At 66.1% G+C, this 19365-nt stretch carries 20 protein-coding genes and 1 riboswitch; of the genes, 8 read left to right on the top strand and 12 right to left on the bottom strand.

Translation table 11 applies throughout. The annotated features are described in order from the left end of the window. Nucleotides 1-18: 18 nt before the first annotated feature. From ACMVO5_RS01145 to ACMVO5_RS01155, 3 genes are all read left to right on the top strand, one after another. Entirely contained in the window at nt 19-1512 is a 1494-nt protein-coding gene (locus tag ACMVO5_RS01145) for a Do family serine endopeptidase (RefSeq protein WP_416908260.1), read from the top strand. Nucleotides 1513-1584: 72 nt separating this feature from the next. Continuing rightward, nucleotides 1585-2091: a methylated-DNA--[protein]-cysteine S-methyltransferase gene (locus ACMVO5_RS01150; RefSeq protein WP_416908261.1), complete on the top strand. Its 507-nt coding sequence runs from the start codon at nt 1585-1587 to the stop codon at nt 2089-2091. 27 nt (nt 2092-2118) lie between these two features. Further along, a complete protein-coding gene (locus ACMVO5_RS01155; protein WP_416908263.1) occupies nt 2119-3273 on the top strand; it encodes a pyridoxal phosphate-dependent aminotransferase in 1155 nt (384 codons plus the stop codon). A 116-nt stretch (nt 3274-3389) separates the two neighbouring features. On the opposite strand, the gene ACMVO5_RS01160 is transcribed toward ACMVO5_RS01155, so the two are convergent. The 7 genes from ACMVO5_RS01160 to ACMVO5_RS01190 form a co-directional block, all read right to left on the bottom strand. Continuing rightward, nucleotides 3390-5375, bottom strand: a complete 1986-nt coding sequence (locus ACMVO5_RS01160) for an acetyl-CoA carboxylase biotin carboxylase subunit (protein ID WP_416908264.1) — start codon at nt 5373-5375, stop codon at nt 3390-3392. A gap of 458 nt (nt 5376-5833) precedes the next feature. Next, nucleotides 5834-6127 (bottom strand): UrcA family protein, encoded by a 294-nt coding sequence (locus ACMVO5_RS01165; protein WP_416909387.1) that lies wholly within the window; start codon nt 6125-6127, stop codon nt 5834-5836. A 304-nt stretch (nt 6128-6431) separates the two neighbouring features. Continuing rightward, nucleotides 6432-6896: a DUF2269 family protein gene (locus ACMVO5_RS01170; RefSeq protein ID WP_416908265.1), complete on the bottom strand. Its 465-nt coding sequence runs from the start codon at nt 6894-6896 to the stop codon at nt 6432-6434. Further along, nucleotides 6897-8429, bottom strand: a complete 1533-nt coding sequence (locus tag ACMVO5_RS01175) for an acyl-CoA carboxylase subunit beta (RefSeq protein WP_416908266.1) — start codon at nt 8427-8429, stop codon at nt 6897-6899. A 31-nt stretch (nt 8430-8460) separates the two neighbouring features. Next, complete coding sequence (locus tag ACMVO5_RS01180; protein ID WP_416908267.1) at nt 8461-9159, bottom strand: ATP12 family chaperone protein; 699 nt, start codon at nt 9157-9159, stop codon at nt 8461-8463. Next, entirely contained in the window at nt 9156-9425 is a 270-nt protein-coding gene (locus ACMVO5_RS01185) for a hypothetical protein (protein ID WP_416908268.1), read from the bottom strand. Before ACMVO5_RS01185 ends, ACMVO5_RS01180 begins: the two co-directional genes overlap by 4 nt. Then, the gene (locus ACMVO5_RS01190; RefSeq protein ID WP_416908269.1) at nt 9415-10086 is read right to left on the bottom strand and encodes an HAD-IA family hydrolase; all 672 of its coding nucleotides are present in this window, start codon (nt 10084-10086) and stop codon (nt 9415-9417) included. The genes ACMVO5_RS01185 and ACMVO5_RS01190 overlap by 11 nt, the downstream gene beginning before the upstream one ends. A gap of 55 nt (nt 10087-10141) precedes the next feature. Here ACMVO5_RS01190 and ACMVO5_RS01195 point away from each other — a divergent pair, with 55 nt between their 5' ends. After that, nucleotides 10142-11251, top strand: coding sequence for an MBL fold metallo-hydrolase (locus ACMVO5_RS01195; protein ID WP_416908270.1), 1110 nt, complete (start codon nt 10142-10144; stop codon nt 11249-11251). 32 nt (nt 11252-11283) lie between these two features. On the opposite strand, the gene ACMVO5_RS01200 is transcribed toward ACMVO5_RS01195, so the two are convergent. Then, nucleotides 11284-12648 (bottom strand): ATP-binding protein, encoded by a 1365-nt coding sequence (locus ACMVO5_RS01200; protein WP_416908271.1) that lies wholly within the window; start codon nt 12646-12648, stop codon nt 11284-11286. An 8-nt stretch (nt 12649-12656) separates the two neighbouring features. After that, complete coding sequence (locus ACMVO5_RS01205; protein WP_416908272.1) at nt 12657-13382, bottom strand: response regulator; 726 nt, start codon at nt 13380-13382, stop codon at nt 12657-12659. A gap of 169 nt (nt 13383-13551) precedes the next feature. Between ACMVO5_RS01205 and ACMVO5_RS01210 the strand changes: the two genes are divergently transcribed. Genes ACMVO5_RS01210 through ACMVO5_RS01220 form a run of 3 tightly spaced genes read left to right on the top strand, consistent with a single transcriptional unit; the run spans nt 13552 to nt 15958 of the window. Beyond that, the gene (locus ACMVO5_RS01210; RefSeq protein WP_416908273.1) at nt 13552-13974 is read left to right on the top strand and encodes a signal transduction protein; all 423 of its coding nucleotides are present in this window, start codon (nt 13552-13554) and stop codon (nt 13972-13974) included. Nucleotides 13975-14015: 41 nt separating this feature from the next. After that, the gene (locus ACMVO5_RS01215) at nt 14016-14885 is read left to right on the top strand and encodes a sterol desaturase family protein (RefSeq protein WP_416908274.1); all 870 of its coding nucleotides are present in this window, start codon (nt 14016-14018) and stop codon (nt 14883-14885) included. 32 nt (nt 14886-14917) lie between these two features. Further along, complete coding sequence (locus tag ACMVO5_RS01220; protein ID WP_416908275.1) at nt 14918-15958, top strand: alpha/beta hydrolase; 1041 nt, start codon at nt 14918-14920, stop codon at nt 15956-15958. 75 nt (nt 15959-16033) lie between these two features. On the opposite strand, the gene rnhA is transcribed toward ACMVO5_RS01220, so the two are convergent. Genes rnhA through ispH form a run of 3 tightly spaced genes read right to left on the bottom strand, consistent with a single transcriptional unit; the run spans nt 16034 to nt 18429 of the window. Beyond that, complete coding sequence (gene rnhA / locus ACMVO5_RS01225) at nt 16034-16492, bottom strand: ribonuclease HI (protein ID WP_416908276.1); 459 nt, start codon at nt 16490-16492, stop codon at nt 16034-16036. Further along, entirely contained in the window at nt 16489-17448 is a 960-nt protein-coding gene (gene thrB, locus ACMVO5_RS01230; protein WP_416908277.1) for a homoserine kinase, read from the bottom strand. Before thrB ends, rnhA begins: the two co-directional genes overlap by 4 nt. Before the next feature lie 3 nt (nt 17449-17451). Continuing rightward, complete coding sequence (ispH, locus tag ACMVO5_RS01235; RefSeq protein WP_416908278.1) at nt 17452-18429, bottom strand: 4-hydroxy-3-methylbut-2-enyl diphosphate reductase; 978 nt, start codon at nt 18427-18429, stop codon at nt 17452-17454. Nucleotides 18430-18531: 102 nt separating this feature from the next. On the opposite strand from ispH, the gene ACMVO5_RS01240 reads away from it, so the two are divergent. Further along, nucleotides 18532-19167, top strand: coding sequence for a hypothetical protein (locus ACMVO5_RS01240; RefSeq protein WP_416908279.1), 636 nt, complete (start codon nt 18532-18534; stop codon nt 19165-19167). 84 nt (nt 19168-19251) lie between these two features. Beyond that, a riboswitch (glycine riboswitch) is annotated at nt 19252-19343 on the top strand. The last annotated feature ends 22 nt before the right edge of the window (nt 19344-19365 follow it).

The following is a 19365-nucleotide window of genomic DNA, read 5'->3' on the forward strand; positions in this document are numbered from 1 at the left end:
CCAGAGACAAGAGACCAGATGCGCACCCGCACCAAAGTCATCATCGGCACGCTGCTCGGCCTCGTCACCGGCGCCGCCCTGGCCCTCACCCTCGATCAGCCCGCCTCCACCGGCACTGGTCCCGGCGCCAGCGGCGTCACCGCCGCACTCCCGCCCATCGACACCACCCCCATGCAGCGCGCCGTCCCCACCGGAAACGGCCAGCTCACCGCCTCCTACGCCCCCATCGTCAAGGATGCAGCGCCCGCGGTCGTCAACATCTACACCGCCACCATCCAGCGCCAGCGCCGCAACCCGCTGCTCGATGATCCCTTCTTCCAGCAGTTCTTCGGCCAGTCCCAGCCCCAGCCCCGCGTCCAGCAGTCGCTCGGCTCCGGCGTCATCGTCGCCAAAACCGGCTATGTCATCACCAACAATCACGTCGTCAAAGGCGCCGACCAGATCCTCGTCGCGCTCGCCGATCGCCGCGAATACAAGGCCGAGCTCGTCTTCGCCGACGCAAGGCTCGATCTCGCCCTCCTCAAGATCGACCCCCAGGGCGCCAACCTCCCCGTCATCCGCATGGGCGATTCCGATCTCGCCCAGGTCGGGGACATCACGATTGCCATCGGCAATCCCTTCGGCGTCGGCCAGACCGTCACCACCGGCATCGTCTCCGCCGTCGCCCGCACCGGCCTCGGCGTCTCCGACTGGCAATTCTTCATCCAGACCGACGCCGCCATCAATCCCGGCAACAGCGGCGGCGCGCTCCTCGATGCGCAGGGCCGCCTCATCGGCGTCAACACCGCCATCTACAGCCGCTCCGGCGGCTCGCAGGGCATCGGCTTCGCCATCCCTTCCAAGATGGTCCGCGTCTTCCTCGCCGCCGCCGACACCGGCAAGCTCGTTTCCGGCTGGATCGGCCTCGAAGGCGAAGCGCTCACCGCCGAAACCGCGCGCCAGGCCGGCCTCGATCGCCCCGGCGGCCTGCTCGTCACCGGCGTCGCCCCGCGCGGCCCCGCCGCCGCCGCCGGCATCCAGATCGGCGACATATTGCGCACCGTCGACGGCAAGGAAGTCGCCGACGGCGGCCAGCTCCGCTACAGCCTCGCCACCGAAGGTGTCGGCAAAATGCTCAAGGTCGATCTGATCCGCAACGGCGCGCCGCGCACCGTCAGCGTCACCCTCGCAGCCCCGCCCGAAGACCCGCCCCGCCAGATCACCCCCATCCAGGGCCGCGGCATCCTCGCCGGCGTCACCATCGCCAATCTCTCGCCCGCCTATGCGCAGGAGCTCGGCGCCGGCCTGCCCGAAGAGGGCGTCGTCGTCGTCGAAGTCGCCGGCGGCGCCCCCGCCGCCCGCCTCGGCTATCTCCGCCCCGGCGACATCATCGAAACGCTCGGCGGCGAACGCATCCGCACCGTCGACGATGCCAAGGCCCGTCTCGATGCCCCCCGCATCGGCTTCAACCGCAGCGGCCAGCGCGCCGAATGCGGCCTCACCAGCCGCGGCGGCTTCACCTGTAGAAGCTGAGCGCGGCGCCCGCCCGCAACAAGCGACGCCCCCGCGCTCGCCAAAGCCCCCCGGCCCCGGTAGCATCGCCCCATGCTCACCCACAGCATCCTCTCCTCCCCCCTCGGCCCGCTCCACCTCGTCACCACCCCCGAACACCAAGTCGCCGCCCTCGATTTCGAAGCCAACCAAGCCCGCCTCCAATCCCATCTCGCCCGCCACAATCGCGCCGCCACCCCCGGCTCCCCCCCGCCCCAGATCACCGCCGCGCTCAGCGCCTATTTCGCAGGCGATCTCGAAGCGCTGGCCGCCATCGCCACCACTCCCGCCGGCACCCCCTTCCAGCACCGCGTCTGGGCCGAAGTCCGCGCCGTCCCCCCCGGCCAGACCCGCAGCTACGCCCAGATCGCCCAGTCCCTCGGCCAGCCCAGCGCGTCACGCGCCATCGGCATGGCCAACGCCCAAAACCCCATCCTTCTCCTCATCCCCTGCCACCGCATCCTCGGCAGCACCGGCCGCCTCACCGGCTATGCCGGCGGCGCAGCCCATAAAGACTGGCTCCTCACCCATGAAGGCGCCCGCGCGCCCCGCTTCCTTTAACGCGCCAGCCATGCCATGCGCACACCCATGACCGCCCAGATCGACCCCTTCCACGCCATCGCACTCAGTCGCCGCGCCCAAGAGCTCAAAGCCCAGGGCCGCAGCATCATCGCCATGCATTTCGGCCAGCCCAGCACCGGCGCGCCGCCCGCCGCCATCGCGGCTGCACACCACATGCTCGACACCGACCCCATGGGCTACAGCGAAAACGAAGCCCTCAAGGCCCGCATCTGCCAGCACACGCGTGAAACGCACGGCGTCACCCTCACGCCCGAACAGATCATCCTCACCGCCGGCGCCTCACCCGCGCTCGTGCTGGCCCTCGCCACGCTGTTCGCGCCCGGCGCCCGCATTGCCCTCGCCCGGCCCGGCTATGTCGCCTATCGCAACACGCTGAAGGCGCTGCACATGATCCCGCAGGAAATCCCCTGCGGCCCGCAGGTGCGTTACCAGCTCACCGCCGCAGCCCTTGCCGCGCTCGACCCCGCGCCCCAGGGCGTCATCATCGCCAGCCCGGCCAACCCCACCGGCACCATCATCCCCGCCGACGAGTTGAAGGCCATCGCCGAGGTCTGCCAGGCGCGCGGCATCGCCGTCATCTCCGATGAAATCTACCACGGCCTGCATTTCGAACACCCCGCCGCCAGCATCGCCGCCCATATGCCAGAAGCGCTCATCATCAACAGCTTCAGCAAATATTGGTCGATGGTCGGCTGGCGGCTCGGCTGGCTCGCCGTCCCCGAAGCGCTCATCGAGCCCGCCCGCGCCCGCATGGGCAATCTCTTCCTCACACCGCCCAGCCTGTCGCAAGCCGCCGCCCTTGTCGCCATGGACTGCACATCAGATCTCGAAGCCCACCGCGCCACCTACGCCCGCAACCGCGCGCTCCTCCTCGAAGCGCTGCCCAGCCTCGGCCTCACCGAAATCGCGCCCCCTGACGGCGCCTTTTACCTCTACGCCAATGTCGCCCACCTCACCTCAGACAGTCAGGCGCTCGCCCATCAGATCCTCGAAGACACCGGCGTCGCGCTGGCCCCAGGCCGCGACTTCGACCCCGAAAACGGGCACAAATATCTGCGTTTCAGCTTCGCCGTCAGTACTACCGAAGTCGAAGACGCCATCGCCCGCCTGCGGGTCTGGCTGGCGCAGCACGCGGCTGGTAAGCCCAGTATGTCCGGCTGAAGGTCGCGGCAAAGCCGCGCCCCGGCGTCGAACGGGTTCGGCTGGCAAGGGGCCAGCCGCCCCGCCGGCCGGGCTTCGCGCGATACGGCGAAGAGCCTTGCTCTTCGCAGCCGCGCTCAGCCCTCAAACTCCAAAATCACCGCATCCACGGCAAGGCTGTCCCCCGCCTTGGCCCGCACCGCCGAAACCACCCCTGGCTTCTCGGCGCGCAGCACATTCTCCATCTTCATCGCTTCCACGGTGGCCAGAACCTGCCCGGCCTCCACCTTGTCGCCTTCGCTCACCGCCACGCTCACCACCAGCCCCGGCATCGGACACAGCAAGAACTTGCTGAGGTCGGGCGCCACCTTGGGGATCATGTGCCCGGCCAGCTCGGCCGCGCGCGGCGTCAGCACGCGCAGCCGGTGCGCCGCGCCGCGCGTGGTCAAAACGGTGAAGCTGCCCGCCCGGTTGACCGCAATCCCGCGCGCCACCCCGCCAATCTCGGCCTCAAACAGCCGGTCGCCCAGCTGCCAGTCGGTCGCGAGGCTCACATGGCGGCCCTCGATCGTCACCGCAAAGCCATCGCCGTCGGCCTCGACATGCACCGGCACCATCTCCGTGCCCATCTGCACAACCCAGTCGCTGCCAAAATCAACCGGCTCCTCGCCAAGCTGCCCGTCGATCATCTGCGCCCGCTCGGTTCGGATCGCCTGCATCACCGCGGCCGTCGCCAGCAGCGCATCGCGCGTCTCCCCATCCAGCGGCGCACCAGAAAAGCCATCGGGATATTCCTCGGCAATGAAGCCGGTGGTCACCGTCTCGCCCGCCTGAAAGCGCGGATGCGCCATGATCGCGCTCAAAAAATCGATATTGTGGCTGATACCCCTGATCACATAGCGGTCGAGCGCTTCCGCATGGGCGGCAATCGCCTCGGCCCGCGTCGGCGCATGGGTGATCAGCTTGGCGATCATCGGGTCATAAAACATCGAGATTTCCGCGCCCTCGCGCACGCCGGTGTCGATCCGCGCGCCGGTTTCGGGCGGCATGCACACCGAAAGCCGCCCGATCGAAGGCAGGAAGCCGCGATAAGGGTCTTCGGCATAAACCCGCGTCTCGATGGCATGGCCAGTCAGCGTCACGTCCTTCTGTTCGAGCGGCAGCGCCTCGCCCGCCGCCACCCGGATCATCAGCTCGACCAGATCCAGCCCGGTCACACACTCGGTCACCGGATGCTCCACCTGCAGCCGGGTGTTCATCTCCAGAAAATAAAAGGAACGGTCAGCGCCCGCGATGAACTCCACCGTGCCGGCCGAAAAATAGCCGACGTTTCTGGCCAGCGCGACCGCCTGCTCGCCCATCGCGCGCCGCATTTCGGGCGTCACAAAGGGGGAGGGGGCCTCCTCCACCACCTTCTGGTGGCGGCGCTGGATCGAGCAGTCACGCTCGCCCAGATAGATGATGTTACCCTGTTGGTCGCCGATCACCTGGATTTCGATATGGCGCGGCTGCTCGACAAATTTCTCGATGAACAGCCGGTCATCACCAAAGCTCGACAGCGCCTCGCGCTTCACGCTCTCATAGCCCTCGCGCAGCTGGCCCTCGTCCCAGGCCAGTCGCATGCCCTTGCCGCCGCCGCCCGCACTCGCCTTCATCATCACCGGATAGCCAATGTCGCCGGCAATCCGCGCGGCATGGTCGACATCGTCAATCTCGCCGACAAAGCCCGGCACCACGCTCACGCCCGCCGCTACGGCGCGCCTCTTGCTCTCGATCTTGTCGCCCATCGCCGCAATCGCGCCCGCCGGCGGCCCGATAAAGGCAATGCCCGCCGCACTCAGCGCCTCCACAAAGCTGGCGCGCTCGGAGAGAAAGCCATAGCCGGGGTGCACGGCTTCCGCGCCCGTCGCCTTGCACGCCGCGATGATCTTGTCGGCCACCAGATAGCTTTCAGACGCCGGCGGCGGCCCGATATGCACCGCCTCATCGGCCATCTCGACATGGAGCGCGGCCGCATCGGCATCGGAATAGACCGCCACCGTGGCGATCCCCATGGCGCGTGCCGAACGGATCACCCGGCAGGCAATCTCACCGCGGTTGGCAATCAGGATCTTCTTGAACACGCATCCATCCCCAAATCAGCAGCCCATCGGCCCATGTTGCGCTCTTCCCATAACCTGCCCCCCTTTTGAGGCAAGCCCCCCCATCGGCCAGGCTGCCCCATCCGGCCCGCCGCATCGCCTGCCGCCAGCCCTGCTGCAACAATCGATTTTCTCGATGGCCCCTAGCAATATATCTCAGTTTCAATCTTACCGAAGTTGGAGCATAAATGATGTATGGACCGGCGCAGGGCGCCCGCCCGCCCGCCCGGTCTTCAGGCCGACGCCGCACCACCCCCCGCGGCGTCGGCCGCTCTATTTCAGCGCGGCGTCGGCCGCCTTATGTCTGGCCGGCGTGGCTGGCCCCGGTCGATTACAGATTGCCCGAAATTGTTCAATTCATGGGCCACGCCGCGCCCATGAAAAGGGGCCGGAGCGATCGCGCGCCCCGGCCCTCATCAATCAGCCTTGTGGCAGCCCGGTCAGTTCTGGGCCACGGTCACCGGAAGCTGCGCATGGGCCATGCCGCGTGCCGTGGTGCGGCACGAGCGGATCATGTCGCTCTCTTCCTTGTGCCCCATCACGGGATGGCCGCAAAGGCGATCGACGGCGAATTCGATTTTGCGTTCAATGGCGCGCCGGCCGCGCTCAGTCGCCAGATCGGCTTTGTCATAATAAATCCTGATCTGATCGCTGGTCAGAGTGTCTTGTGCCAATACCGGCGCCGCAAAGGCCGCCATGGTCATTGCCGCAATGGGCATCAAAATCTTCATCATGCGCAAACACTCCTTGATAGTTCGAAAGCGATAATGCTCTCCATTGTTCGGCGCCTGTCTCCAGGGCCGCTTCCATTGGCAAACCTTGCCAATGTCCTCATGCTACGCCAACGCGCCGCCGCTGCAAGCGAATTGTGTCATATCCCTGTAACAAAACTAATGCATGCTAACGCAGAGACGGGCTCTATTCGTAACAACTATTTGATCTTGCATCAAAAGTTACGAATCGCCCGGAAAGTCTGCATGACATCAAAGCGTTCACCAGCGTGGCGCTGAACCTTCGCCTGCGCCCGAATCAACCGAGTTAACCGGGCTTGGCCACCATCAACCAGGTCGCCGCCACCAGCGGCACCGTGCTCACCAGCCCCCAGCCCAGCCAGGCGCGGGACAGCGCCCGATAGGCCTCGCCCACATCATCGCCCGAAAAAGCGCGCGCCAGCCGCGCCTGCCTGATCTGGATGGGCACGATCTTCAGCAGCCAGATCAGCCCCGCCACCACAAACAGGATCTGGCTCCACAAGAGCCACCCTGAACCAAGGGCAAACCCCCCGCGAAAGGCCATGAAATAGCCCCCCGCCATGGTCAGCACCACGCCCCAGACGGTCATCGACCAGTCGGTATAGGTCACCAGCTTCTGCGCAAACGCCAGCACCGCCGGCCGCCCGTCCCGGTCAGCGAAGAATTTCCAGATCGCGGTCACCGTGATGTTGCCCATCAACATCACCACGCCGGTCACGTGCAAAAACTTCGCCAGCTCATAGACCATCATCTAGAGCGGGATGTTGTCGTGCTTCTTCCACGGGTTGCTGAGCTGCTTGGTGCGCAGCTTGCGCAAGCCCAGCGCGATCCGCCGCCGCGTTTCATGCGGCTGGATCACCTCGTCGATGAAACCCTTGGATGCCGCCACGAACGGATTGGCAAAGCGCGCCTCATATTCCTTGGTCCGCGCCGCGATCTTCTCGGCGTCGCCAATGTCCTTGCGGAAAATGATCTCGACCGCCCCCTTGGCCCCCATCACCGCAATCTCGGCGGTCGGCCAGGCATAGTTCAGGTCGCCGCGCAGATGCTTCGAGGCCATCACGTCATAAGCCCCGCCATAGGCCTTGCGGGTGATCACGGTGATCTTGGGCACGGTCGCCTCCGCATAGGCAAACAGCAGCTTGGCGCCATGCTTGATGATGCCATTATGTTCCTGCGCCACACCCGGCAAAAAGCCCGGCACATCGACAAAGGTCACCAGCGGGATCGAAAAGGCATCGCAGAACCGCACGAACCGCCCCGCCTTCTTCGATGCCGCAATATCAAGGCAGCCCGCGAGCACCATCGGCTGGTTCGCCACCACGCCCACCGTATGCCCCTCGATGCGCACGAACCCGCACAGGATATTGCCCGCATGCGCCGGCTGCACCTCGAAAAACTCGCCCTCGTCCGCCACCGCCGCAATCAGCTCGTGCATGTCGTAGGGCTTGGCCGCTGAGTCCGGCACCAGCGTGTCAAGGCTCGGGATCAGCCGCATCGGCTCATCCGCACTCGGCCGCACCGGCGCCCCCTCGCGGTTGTTGAGCGGCAGATAGTCAAAGAACTCGCGTGTCCGCAAAAGCGCGTCGACATCATCCTCCATCGCCACGTCAGCGACGCCCGATTTCGTCGTATGCGTCACCGCCCCGCCCAGCTCCTCCTGCGTCACCACCTCATTGGTCACCGTCTTGACCACGTCCGGCCCGGTCACGAACATGTAGGAGCTGTCCTTCACCATGAAGATGAAGTCGGTCATCGCCGGCGAATAGACCGCCCCGCCCGCGCACGGCCCCATGATAACGCTGATCTGCGGCACCACGCCGCTCGCCAGCACATTCCTTTGAAACACCTCCGCATATCCGCCCAATGACGCCACGCCCTCCTGGATGCGCGCGCCGCCCGAATCGTTCAGCCCGATCACCGGCGCCCCGACCTTCATCGCCATGTCCATGACCTTGCAGATCTTCTGCGCATGCCGCTCCGAGAGCGACCCGCCGAACACGGTGAAATCCTGGCTGAACACAAAGACCATGCGGCCGTTGATCGTGCCCGAGCCGGTCACCACCCCGTCGCCCGGAATGGTCTGCTCGGCCATGCCGAAATCCACGCAATTATGCTCGACATACATGTCGAGCTCCTCGAACGAACCGGGATCGAGCAGGATATCCAGCCGCTCCCGCGCCGTCAGCCGCCCCTTGGCATGCTGTGCCGCCACCCGCGCCTCGCCGCCCCCGGCCCGCGCCGCCGCTTTCCGCCGCTCCAGCTCCGCCAAAATCTCGCGCATCAGAAACTCCCCAAAAGTCGCTCGCTGCCGGTTACCCGTCTGTCCGCGCCAACACAAGAAAGCGATGCGCCGCTGCAAAGGCCGCCGCGCGCGCCGCCAGCGCCGCAAGCGCCTCGTCATCAACGCCCCATTTCTCCTCCGACCAGCGCTCGTCCACGCTCGCCGCCGCAAAGGCGCCGTCCGCGTCGATCCGCCCCTCCAGCAGCGCCAGCACGATCAGAGCCGAGCCCGAAATCGGCACCAGATGCGAGACGGCCGCCAGCCCGAACGGCCCCAGCGCCTCGAACGCTTCGGCTACACGCACCGCCGCATCGGCTGGCTGGTGGACGGGCATAACCCCGCCCGCCACCACGAAATCCACGCCCAGCCGCGCCTTCGCCCAGTCGAGCAGCGGGTCCCACGCCGCCGCCTGCCGCGCCACCAGCGCGTCTGGCCCCTCGGCGCGGTAGCAGATGAGGTCGCTGCCTGCATAAGCCGCCAGCCGCGCCGCATGGCCAGGGACATTGCCCGAGAGCAGGTCGATCGCCGCATTGGCCAGCCCCGTCATCGGCATCGCTTCGGGTTTAACCAGGTCCACCACAGCTGCCCATTCCGCCGCCACCGCCTCGGCCAGCGCCCGTCCCGGCAGCATCAGCGGTGCCTTGGCCGGTGTCCGCACAGCGCGACCATCAAGCAACACGCCGAACGGCCCCTCGCCACTGGTCGCAACCTCGCGCCAGAACCGCTTCATTTGCGCGTCCGCGGCGAGGTTGTCAGCCCGAGCATCTTCGGCCGTACGAACAGCGAGACCACACCCGCCAAGAGCAGCAGCCCCGATGGCAGGTTGATCCCGCTCTGCCCCAGGAACACCCCGCCAAAAAGCGCTGCAAGCCCCGCCATCTTCACCGCGAAATAGATGAGGAACCGCTTCTTCGCCTCCGCCTCGTTCAGGATCGGCCGGCCATCCGGCTCCTCGGGCTTCACCACCCGCAGGCGCGGTTTGCGCTCACCCGCCATGCAACAGCCTCCACAGCTCATCGGCATCAGCCGCCACACCGGCCGCGCCGGCGCCGTGCAACTCCGATGCGTCATGATAGCCCCAGTCCACCCCCAGCGCACGCACCCCGGCACGCGCGCCCATCTCGACATCAAACACCGTGTCGCCCACGATCACGCTGCCGCCCGCCGCCACGCCAGCCTCGCCCATCGCCGCGCGCAGCATCGAGGGGTGCGGCTTCGAAGGATGCCGGTCAGCGGTCTGAAGGCTCACGAACAGCTCCGAAATCCCATGATGCGCCAGTGCCAGCGCCAGCCCCCGGTCGCTCTTGCCCGTTGCCACCGCCAGCCGCCAGCCATCGCCGTGCAGCGCCCGCAGCAGCGCGTCCATCCCGTCATACATGGGCTCCACTTCAAGCCGCGCCTCGGCGCGCAGCCGCTGAAACGCCGTCTTGTAGTCCGCTGCCAGCCGCACATGCAGCGCCGCATCCGCCTCGGGCAGCAGCCGCTCCATCGCCTCGACAAGGCTCAGCCCGACCACGCGCCGCACCGCATGGTCATCGGGCGCCGCCAGCCCCAGCCGGCCAAAGCTCTCGCCGATAGCGCGGATGATGTTGCGCTGGCTGTCGATCAAGGTGCCGTCACAATCAAAGACGACAAGTCGGGAAGGGGAGGGGACCATCGCCCCCCTATTGCCTCAGTTGCCGCCACGGGCAAGCGCGCCTACACGAGCGACCATGTCCGACACCTCGCTCACCACCGCGCCCGCGCCGCACAGCGGCCCCATCATCGGCTCGCCCACGGCCGAGCGCGCCCCGCAGGACCTGCGCGGCCTGCACTATCCCTTTGGCCGCTGGGTGCCCGAAGGCGGCACAATGTTCGAAGTGTTGACCGGCATCCACTGGCTGCGGATGCCGCTGCCCTTCGGGCTTGATCACATCAATCTCTGGGTGCTCGACGCAGGAGACAGCTGGGCCATCGTCGATACCGGGGTCAACCTCGCCCAATCAAAGGCGCATTGGGAAACGCTGTTCGCCGGCGCCATGGCGGGCAAGCCGGTCAGCCGCGTCATCGTAACCCATTATCATCCCGATCATCTCGGGCTTGCCGGCTGGCTCTGCGCGCGCTGGAACGTGCCGCTGGAGATCGCCCGCACTGAATATCTGCTGGCCCGCACGCTGACCCTCGATATCCGCGACACCCCCCCTCAGGAGGCCGTCGATTTCTCGATCCGCGCCGGCTGGCCCGATGAAGCGGTCGAGACGCTGCGCGCCCGGCCCTGGGGCAATTTCAGCAAGATCGTCTCGGCGCTTCCCGCCGGCTTCAAGCGCATCCGCGACGGCGATACCCTGACCATCGGCGCGCGCCAATGGACCATCGTCACCGGCCGCGGACATGCCCCCGAGCATAGCTGCCTCGTTTCCGAAGGCATGATGATCTCGGGTGATCAGGTGCTGCCGCGCATCACCAGCAATGTCTCGGTTTATCCCACCGAACCCTATGCCGACCCGCTGGCCGACTGGCTCGAATCGATCGAGCGCCTGCGCCAGCTCGACCCTGAGCTTCTCGTCCTGCCGGCCCATAACGAGCCGTTTCGCGGGCTCCACACCCGGCTCGACCAGCTCGCCACCGATCACCATGCCAAACTGGAAAAGCTAACGGCCTTTTGCAGCACACCGCGCACTGCGTTTGAAAGCTTCGCCACCCTGTTCCGCAAGCCGATCGGGGAGGGCGACTATGGCATCGCCACCGGCGAGGCGGTGGCCCATCTCCACTGGCTCGAAGAACGCGGCAAGCTGAAGCGCCTCACTGACAGCAGCGGTGTGGACCGCTTCGTAGCGGCCTGAACCCTCGGCGCTCTGCCCGCGGGTCACGGGGTTCACATGCGCAGGTCAGAGGGAAAGACCAGCTCGGCGCGCAGCCCGCCCTGCGCGCGGTTGGACAGTCGGATCTGCGCGCCGTGCGTGTGAGCAATGGCGCGAGCGATGCCAAGGCCAAGGCCAGTGCCGCCCGTCGCCCTGTTGCGCGAGCTTTCGCCACGGAAAAAGGGCTCGAACACCCGGTCGAGCTGGTTCTCGGGCAGCCCGGGACCGTCATCCTCCACCGCGATGATCAGCCCCGAGGCGTCCCGCTTGATGCAAAGGCTGACCCAGCCCTTGCCATAGGCCCGCGCGTTCTCGAACAGGTTCTCGGTCATCCGGGCAAGCGCCAGCCGGTTGCCGGCAATGGTGAACGCGTCGGACGGTTCATCCTGGGTGATCTCGATCCGCTGCGGCGCTGCGTTGGCGAGCGCGACCAAGAAAGCGCGCAGCTCGATCAATTCCTGCTCCGCCAGCGGGCTTTCGGCCCGCGCATAGGCCATCATGTCCGACAGCAACCGTTCCATCTGCGCGAGATCGGGCTCGATCTCGGTGACCGGAACAGTCTCCCGGCCGTCTGTCCTGAGGCGCAATTTCGTCAGCCCTGTGCGGATGTCGTGCGCAATGGCGACCATGATCTGCTCCCGCTCGCGGATCAGGCCATCGAGCCGCAGCCGCATCCGGTTGAGGGCCTGCGACAGGCGGCGCAACTCGCGCGGGCCGGTTTCCGAGACGGGCACGGCGGTTTCCGCCAGCCCCACGCGCTCGGCATCATGCTCGAGCGCGCGGATCGGGCGCATGATGACCCAGTGGAGCGCGAAGCCGAGCAGCACGGTCCCCACCAGCACCAGCGCGATCAGAAAATAGGGGGCAAAGGGCGCTCTGGTGTAGAAGATCGAAGGCGCCAGCCAGATGTTGAGCACCCGGCCATCGGCAAGTGCAATGGCGACCTGCAGTGCGCTCGATGTGTTGTAGAAAAGGTCGGGGTTCGCGCCGCGCCTGCGGGCCAGTTCGACCACGCCGACAAGGTCGAAACGGATTTCACGGTCCTGCAACCGCGCGGTGACGGCGGCATCGGCGCTGACCAGCAAGGCCTGCCGCCTGCGATCCGGGGCCAGTTCCCCGGAAAACCCGTTCACGACCCAGGCAATGCGGGACCGGCTCGAATAGGTCGAGAGGATCGGCCCCTCGGCCTCTGGCGGTGACGTCTCGATCAGCCAGACCAGTTCAGCGATACTGTCCGCACTTTCGGCGATGGCGCGGTCGAAGACGCGGCCCGAGACCGGCGTCTGCATGATCACGATCAATGCGGCGAGCGTCAGGACAAGAAGCCCGAACGTCAGGGCAAGCACCCGCGCCAGGATCGAATTGAGCAATCCGCCCACCGGCTGCCTCACAGGCCTTCGCGCGTCACCGGGGCCGAGAAGGCATAGCCGAGATTGCGCACCGTCTTGATGAATTGCGGCTGCCTGGAATCGGGCTCGATCTTGCGGCGGATGCGGCTGATCTGCGAATCGATGCTGCGGTCGAAGGGGTTGGTGTTCACCCCGCGCGACAGATCGAGCAGCATGTCGCGCGACAGCACGCGCGGTGCGCGTTCGACAAGCGCGAGGAGCAGCGCGAACTCGCCGGACGTGAGCGCGACTTCACCTCCGCGCGCGTCCTTCAGGGTGAGATGGTCGGGCAACAGGATGAAGTTTCCGAACCGCAGCGCGCGCTGCGGTGCCGCCGGCGCGGCCGCGGCGTCCCTGTCCCGGCGGCGCAGAACCGCCTTGATCCGGGCAACCAGTTCGCGCGGATGGAAGGGTTTGCCGAGATAATCGTCCGCGCCAATCTCCAGCCCTACGATCCGATCGATGTCTTCCGCCATGGCCGTGAGCATGATGATGGGCAGGCTAGAGGTCGCGCGCAGGCGGCGGCAGAAGCTGAGGCCATCCTCGCCCGGCATCATCAGGTCAAGCACCACGAGGTCGGCGCGTCCCTCCGCAATCGGCGCCTCGGCCTCGGCCGCCGATTGGGCCGTGAGGGTGCGCATGCCGCTGCGTTCCAACACCCCGGAGACGAGGACCAGAAGCTCGGGATCGTCATCGACGACGAGAATAGTCGGGCCCTGCTGCATGCTGGCAGGATAGGCGTGCGCCGGGGTTCGCTCCAGCGTCGATTTGCAACCATTTATGTCCGGGCGCACCTGTGTCGGCAACATTTCGTCACAAACTGTGTCGGGCCGGGCAAAAGGGGGCAACTCCCTGAGGTCATTCTCCCTCCATCGCAACTGATGGAGACCCCCGATGACCAAGATGTTCAAGCGCCTGCCCGCCCTTGTTGGCGGACTGATCGGTTCCGCACTGATCCTTGCCGCTCCGCTGGGGGCGCAAGAGAGCGACCAGATGCAACAGCTGCTCGAGCGCGCCGACGCCAATGGCGACGGCGAGATCACCCGGGTCGAATTCGACCGGGTCCGCAGCGAGATGTTCGCGCGCATTGATCGCAACGGCGACGGCCATGTCGATCGCTCTGACCGTCCCCGCATGTTCGGCGAACGCTTTGATCAGGCCTATCGGATGCTCTCTTCGCTCGACACCAACGGGGACGGGCGCATCTCGCGCACCGAACTCGCCAATGGCGAAGCGCCTGCCTTCGTGGTCGGCGACACCAATGGCGACAAGATTCTCAGCCGGACGGAGATCGCCGCGCTCCGCCAGAGCCGCTGAGCGCTGCAGGCTCACCGTCACCCCATCAATCGGAGCACGCCATGCTGACCGATCAGCCGCCTGCAGCTTTTCTGCTCGTCACTGTCCTTTTCGCGCTAGCCGAGTTTGCCTGGCGCAAACGATTGGGCCGAGGTTATGATCTCGGTTCGCTCGGTGCCAATCTCGGCGTGATGGCGGGCCAGACCGTCTCGAAGCTTGTCACTGGCGGCGTGGTGACCGCCGCCATGTTCGCGGTCTTCGAGCTTGCACCTCGCCAATGGGCGATGGATGACTGGCGCACTTGGGCTGCCGGCTTCTTCGTGCTCGAGTTCTTCTACTATTGGCAGCACCGCTTCAGCCACACGGTCCGCTGGCTCTGGACCAGCCACGCCGTGCACCATTCGCCCAATGAATTCACCTTGCCTGCAGCCTTTCGGCTCGGCTGGACAGGCACGATTTCGGGGGCATGGGTGGTGCTGCTGCCGATGGCGCTGATGGGGTTTCATCCCGTGGTGATCGCGACGCTGATGGCGATCAACCTGCGTTACCAATACTTCCTGCATACCGAGGCCGTGGGCAAGCTCGGCCTGCTCGAATGGGTGTTCAACACGCCCTCGCACCACCGGGTGCATCACGGCTCCAACCCCGCCTATCTCTACACCAATTTCGGCGGTGTCCTGATCGTGTTCGACCGCCTGTTCGGCACCTTTGCCCTGGAGCGCGATAACGAGCCGGTGCGCTACGGCCTGACCAGGCCCGTCACCAGCAATAATCCCTTCGTCATTGCCTTTCACGAATGGGCGAACCTGTGGCGCGACCTCAAGCAGGTGCGCACCGCGGGATCCGCATGGCGAGTTCTTTTCGGCCGTCCATCCGAACGCGCGACAAACAACCCAGCCGACACGGCGCGCCGGGCGCTCGCTCTCACCTGATCCCTTCACGCAACACAACCAGGAGAACAATCATGACGACAATTCTTCGCGGGCGGAGCCTGCTGTGCATCATCGCCGCTCTTGCCCTGTCATCCTGTGGCGGCGCCGACACGGCCCCGGCTGCACTGGCACCGACACCCACGCCCACGCCCGCACCGGTTCCCGCACCTGCGCCAACGCCCCCGCCTGCTCCGGCCCCGACGCCCGCGCCGGCGCCAGCTCCCACGCCGACCCCCACGCCCACGGCGAGCCAGAGCAATTACACCCTGCTTTCAGATATCAGCTATGGGTCAGGTGAGAGCCAGACGGGCAGTGTCGACCTGCGACTTGACATCTACCAGCCCGAAGCCACCTGCACAGCGCCGCGTCCGACGGTTTTCTATGTGCATGGTGGTGGCTTCATCATGGGCGACAAGCAGGACGGCCTTGTTGCCGCGATCGCTCCGCGGGTTACGGCCGAAGGGTTCAACTTCGTTTCGATCAATTACCGCCTGTTGGGGGATATGCCGGTGTTCTCCAACGAATTTGCCGCATTCGCGCAAGCGCTCGTCGACGACGGGCTCGTTAATCCCGACGGCGATCTGTTCGACACTGTCATCAGCGCCATCGAAGACGGGGTCACCGCGCTGCGCTGGATGGAGGCAAACGCGGGCCAATATTGCATGGACATGAGCCGCATGGGCTATTGGGGTTCGTCGGCGGGCACGATCATCACCGCCCAGATCGCCTATGGGCTCAACCAGTTCGCCATTGTCCGGCCCGAGCCGGTTTTTCACAACGCCTGGTGGGGCGAGCTTTTCCGCATGAGCGACCTTGAAACGGGCGAGGCGCCGTTCCTGATCCTGCACGGCGAAGAAGACCCGCTGGTGGATTACCGGATCTCGCTTGCCATGACGGCACAAGCGGATGCGGTGGGCGTGCCCTATGCGTTCTACACGTTGGTTGGTGCCGGGCACGGTTTCGACACGGACAATCAGCCGCAGACCTTGGCCGGTATCGAACGTTCGGTTCAGTTTGCGGTCGATCACCTGACCGGCGGCACGCCGACCTATGGCACCTTCGATCTGCCCTGATCAGGCAGCCGGGCTGCAACGCCTCGCGCCCCTGCAAGCGCCGCCGGGGACAAGGTTGCCAGTTTGGCTCCCCGGTCAGGTGCGTGCGGCTCGCATCGCTTCGATGGCCGCGTTGGCCAATGCGTCGGCGCGTTCATTGTCGGGGTCGCCCGAATGGCCCTTTACCCAGCGCCATTCGATCTCGTGGCGCGCTGATGCCGCCAGAAGTTCCTGCCACAGTTCGGCATTCTTCACCGGCTTGCGGTCGGCGGTGCGCCAGCCGTTCTTCTGCCAGCCGTGCACCCATTTCATGATGCCGTCGCGCACATAGACGCTGTCGGTGGTGAGCGTGACACGCGCCGGCTTGGTCAGCGCGTTCAGCGCGCGGATCGCGCCGGTCAGCTCCATGCGGTTGTTGGTGGTATGCGCCTCTGCGCCGGACAGTTCCTTTTCGTGACCATTTCGGGCGCGCAGGATGGCACCCCAGCCGCCGATGCCGGGGTTGCCCTTGCAGGCCCCGTCGGTCGCGATGATGACGTGCGGCCGCTCGCTCATGCCCCAAGCATCTGCGCCGGGGTTGCGTGCTCATACCAGGCGATGCGCCGGGCAAAGGCCATCGGGTCCTTGCGGGTGACCAGCGCATCGGCGGGAGTATTGAGCCAGTCATAGGTGCGCGTGAGCGTGAAGCGCAGCGCCGCACCCACGCCGAGCCGCGGCAGGGCGCTGATCTCTTCGCCCGACAGGCCGCGCGTTGTGGCATAGCCGGCGGCAAGGCCGGCGGCGCGGTCGGCGTGATAGATTTTCCCATCGCCGGAGAAGCACCAGGCCGCATGGGTTACGGCATAGTCATAGGCAATGAGATCGGTGCAGGCGAAATAGAAGTCGATCAGCCCGGTCACCCGCCCGCTCAGCATCAGCACATTATCGGGAAACAGGTCACTGTGGACGGTCGCACGTGGCAGCGTGTCCGGCCAGTCGCGGGTGGTGGCCACGCCGCGCGCGATCAGCCCCGGCAGCGCCGCGTCGATGCCGGCCACGCCGGCGCCGCAGCGCGCCGCCATTGCTGGCCAGTGCGGCTGGCCCAGATCATTGGCGCGCTCGGGGCCGAAGTCCGCTACTGCGACATGCAGCCGGCCAAGGGCCGCGCCGCAAGCCTCGGCCTCGGGCACATCGGGATCGGTGACCGAGACGCCAGACACGAATTCAATCAGCGCCGCCGGTCGGCCATTCAGCATCTGCAGCGCCGCGCCGTCCCGCGCCACGATCGGCCGGGGCACCGGCAGACCCTTGTCGGCAAGATGCGTGGTCAGCGCCAGAAACCAGGGCAGCGCCTGAAGGTCGACCAGATGCTCATAGAGCGTCAGGATGAAGCGTCCGCGCGTTGTCTCCAGCAAATAGTTGCTGTTCTGCACGCCCTCGGCGATGCCCTTGAAGCTTTCCGCCGCGCCGACATCATAGCGCGCCAGAAACGCCGCGAGGTCGGCCGCCGTGACGACGGTATAAACCGCCATGGCTCAGTTTTCGGTCAGTGCACGCGGCAGCTTGAAGACGACTTCCTCGACAGCCGTGGTGATGTTCTCGCTGGTCATGGCGAAGCGCGCGCCCATGGCCGCCATCACTTCCTGCACCAGAACTTCCGGTGCCGAGGCCCCGGCTGTCAGCCCGACGGTCTCGGCCCCTTCAAACCATGACCAGTCTATGTCGGCGGCGCGGTTGATAAGGTGCGCGCGCGCGCCTTCGCGCTCGGCCACTTCGCGCAGCCGCTGCGAATTGGAGGAGTTTGTTGCTCCGATCACCAGCACAAGGTCACAGCGCGGCGCCATCGCCTTGACGGCCGCCTGACGGTTTGAGGTGGCGTAGCAGATATCGTCGCCACGCGGCCCGACGATGGTGGGAAAGCGGCGCTGCAATTCGCCGATCACCTCGGCCGTATCATCCACCGAAAGCGTCGTCTGGGTGAGGAAGCCGAGGTTGTTTTCGTCCTCGACCTCGACGCTGCGTGCATCTTCCACCGTTTCAATGAGGGTCATTGCGCCCTCAGGCACCTGGCCGAAGGTGCCGATCACCTCAGGGTGGCCCTCATGGCCAACGAACAGGATGTGGCGGCCGGCCTCGACGAGTCGCTCGGCCTGACGGTGCACCTTGCTGACCAGCGGGCAGGTGGCATCGAGATAGTTCAGGCCCCGCGCTTCCGCCGCTGCCGGCACCGCCTTGGGCACCCCGTGGGCGGAGAACACCACCGGCACACCATCGGGCACTTCATCAAGCTCCTCGACAAAGATCGCGCCCTTTGCCTTGAGCGTGTCGACCACGAAGCGGTTGTGCACGATCTCGTGGCGCACATAAACGGGGGCGCCCCAGCGTTCGAGCGCCAGCTCAACGATATGGATGGCGCGGTCCACGCCAGCGCAAAAGCCGCGCGGCGCGGCCACCAGAACATTCAGCGCGCGCATCGTGTCGCCGCCCACGGCGTTTTCGGTCAGAGTCGTCATATCCGGCTCCATAGCCAATCACTGGCCCATGCGCCACCACCTTGCAGCGCGTGCGCGCCCCCCGTAAGACTGTGTCATCCAGCAAAAAGGCGTCCCTGCTCCGTGCCCTTATTGACCAACCGTTTCCAGCCGCTGCTCATGATCGCCGTCGCCGCGCTTGCACTGGCGGGCTGCAACAGCAATCCGCTGCTTGTCAAACGCTCGCCCTGCCCGGCGGTTGCGGTTCCGGTCTATGCCAATACACTGACGCTGTTCCGTCCCGACACGGCGCCTGATGCCGAGAATGTCGATCTGACCGCCACCATCACCAATTTGCGCACCGACTGTGTGGAGGCCGCCGCGGTTATATCCGGCACCGCCCAATATGATGTCATCGCGAGGCGCACTGATGCCACTGAGGCACGCCGCGTTGCGCTGCCCGTCTTTGCCAGTGTCGTCCAGGGGGGCAATCTGATCGTCTCCAAGCAGATCGGCAGCGTCACCCTCGATTTTGCAGCCGGTCAGGCCCGCGCCCAGACGCGCAGCAGCGTGACCGGCCGGGTCGACCGCAACGAGGCGACGCTGCCAGCGGAGATCACGCAGATCATCAATCGCAAGCGGCGAGCCGGGGATCCCGATGCAGCGGTCGACCCACTTGCTGACCCGAAGGTCCGTGCCGCCATGCGCGCCGCGCGGTTTGAAGTGCTGATCGGTTTTCAGCTATCGGACGCCCAGCTTGCCTATAATGTGACCAAATGATGCGGCGCAGCATCCGCCGCGCAATCGCCGGTTGACAGCCGGGCTTGCGACGCGCACTCAGGCGTCGTCGTCGGGCGCGAGTCCGGCGTTAGCGCGGGAGAGTGTGGGCCAGCCCCACCGCCGAAGGAGCAAGCCGTCCCCGGAATCTCTCAGGCACGAAGGACCGCGCCGACGTATCACGACATCTGGAAAGTGGAG

Source organism: Polymorphobacter sp., from assembly GCF_048007885.1.
In the GTDB taxonomy this organism is placed as follows: Bacteria; Pseudomonadota; Alphaproteobacteria; order Sphingomonadales; family Sphingomonadaceae; genus Sandarakinorhabdus.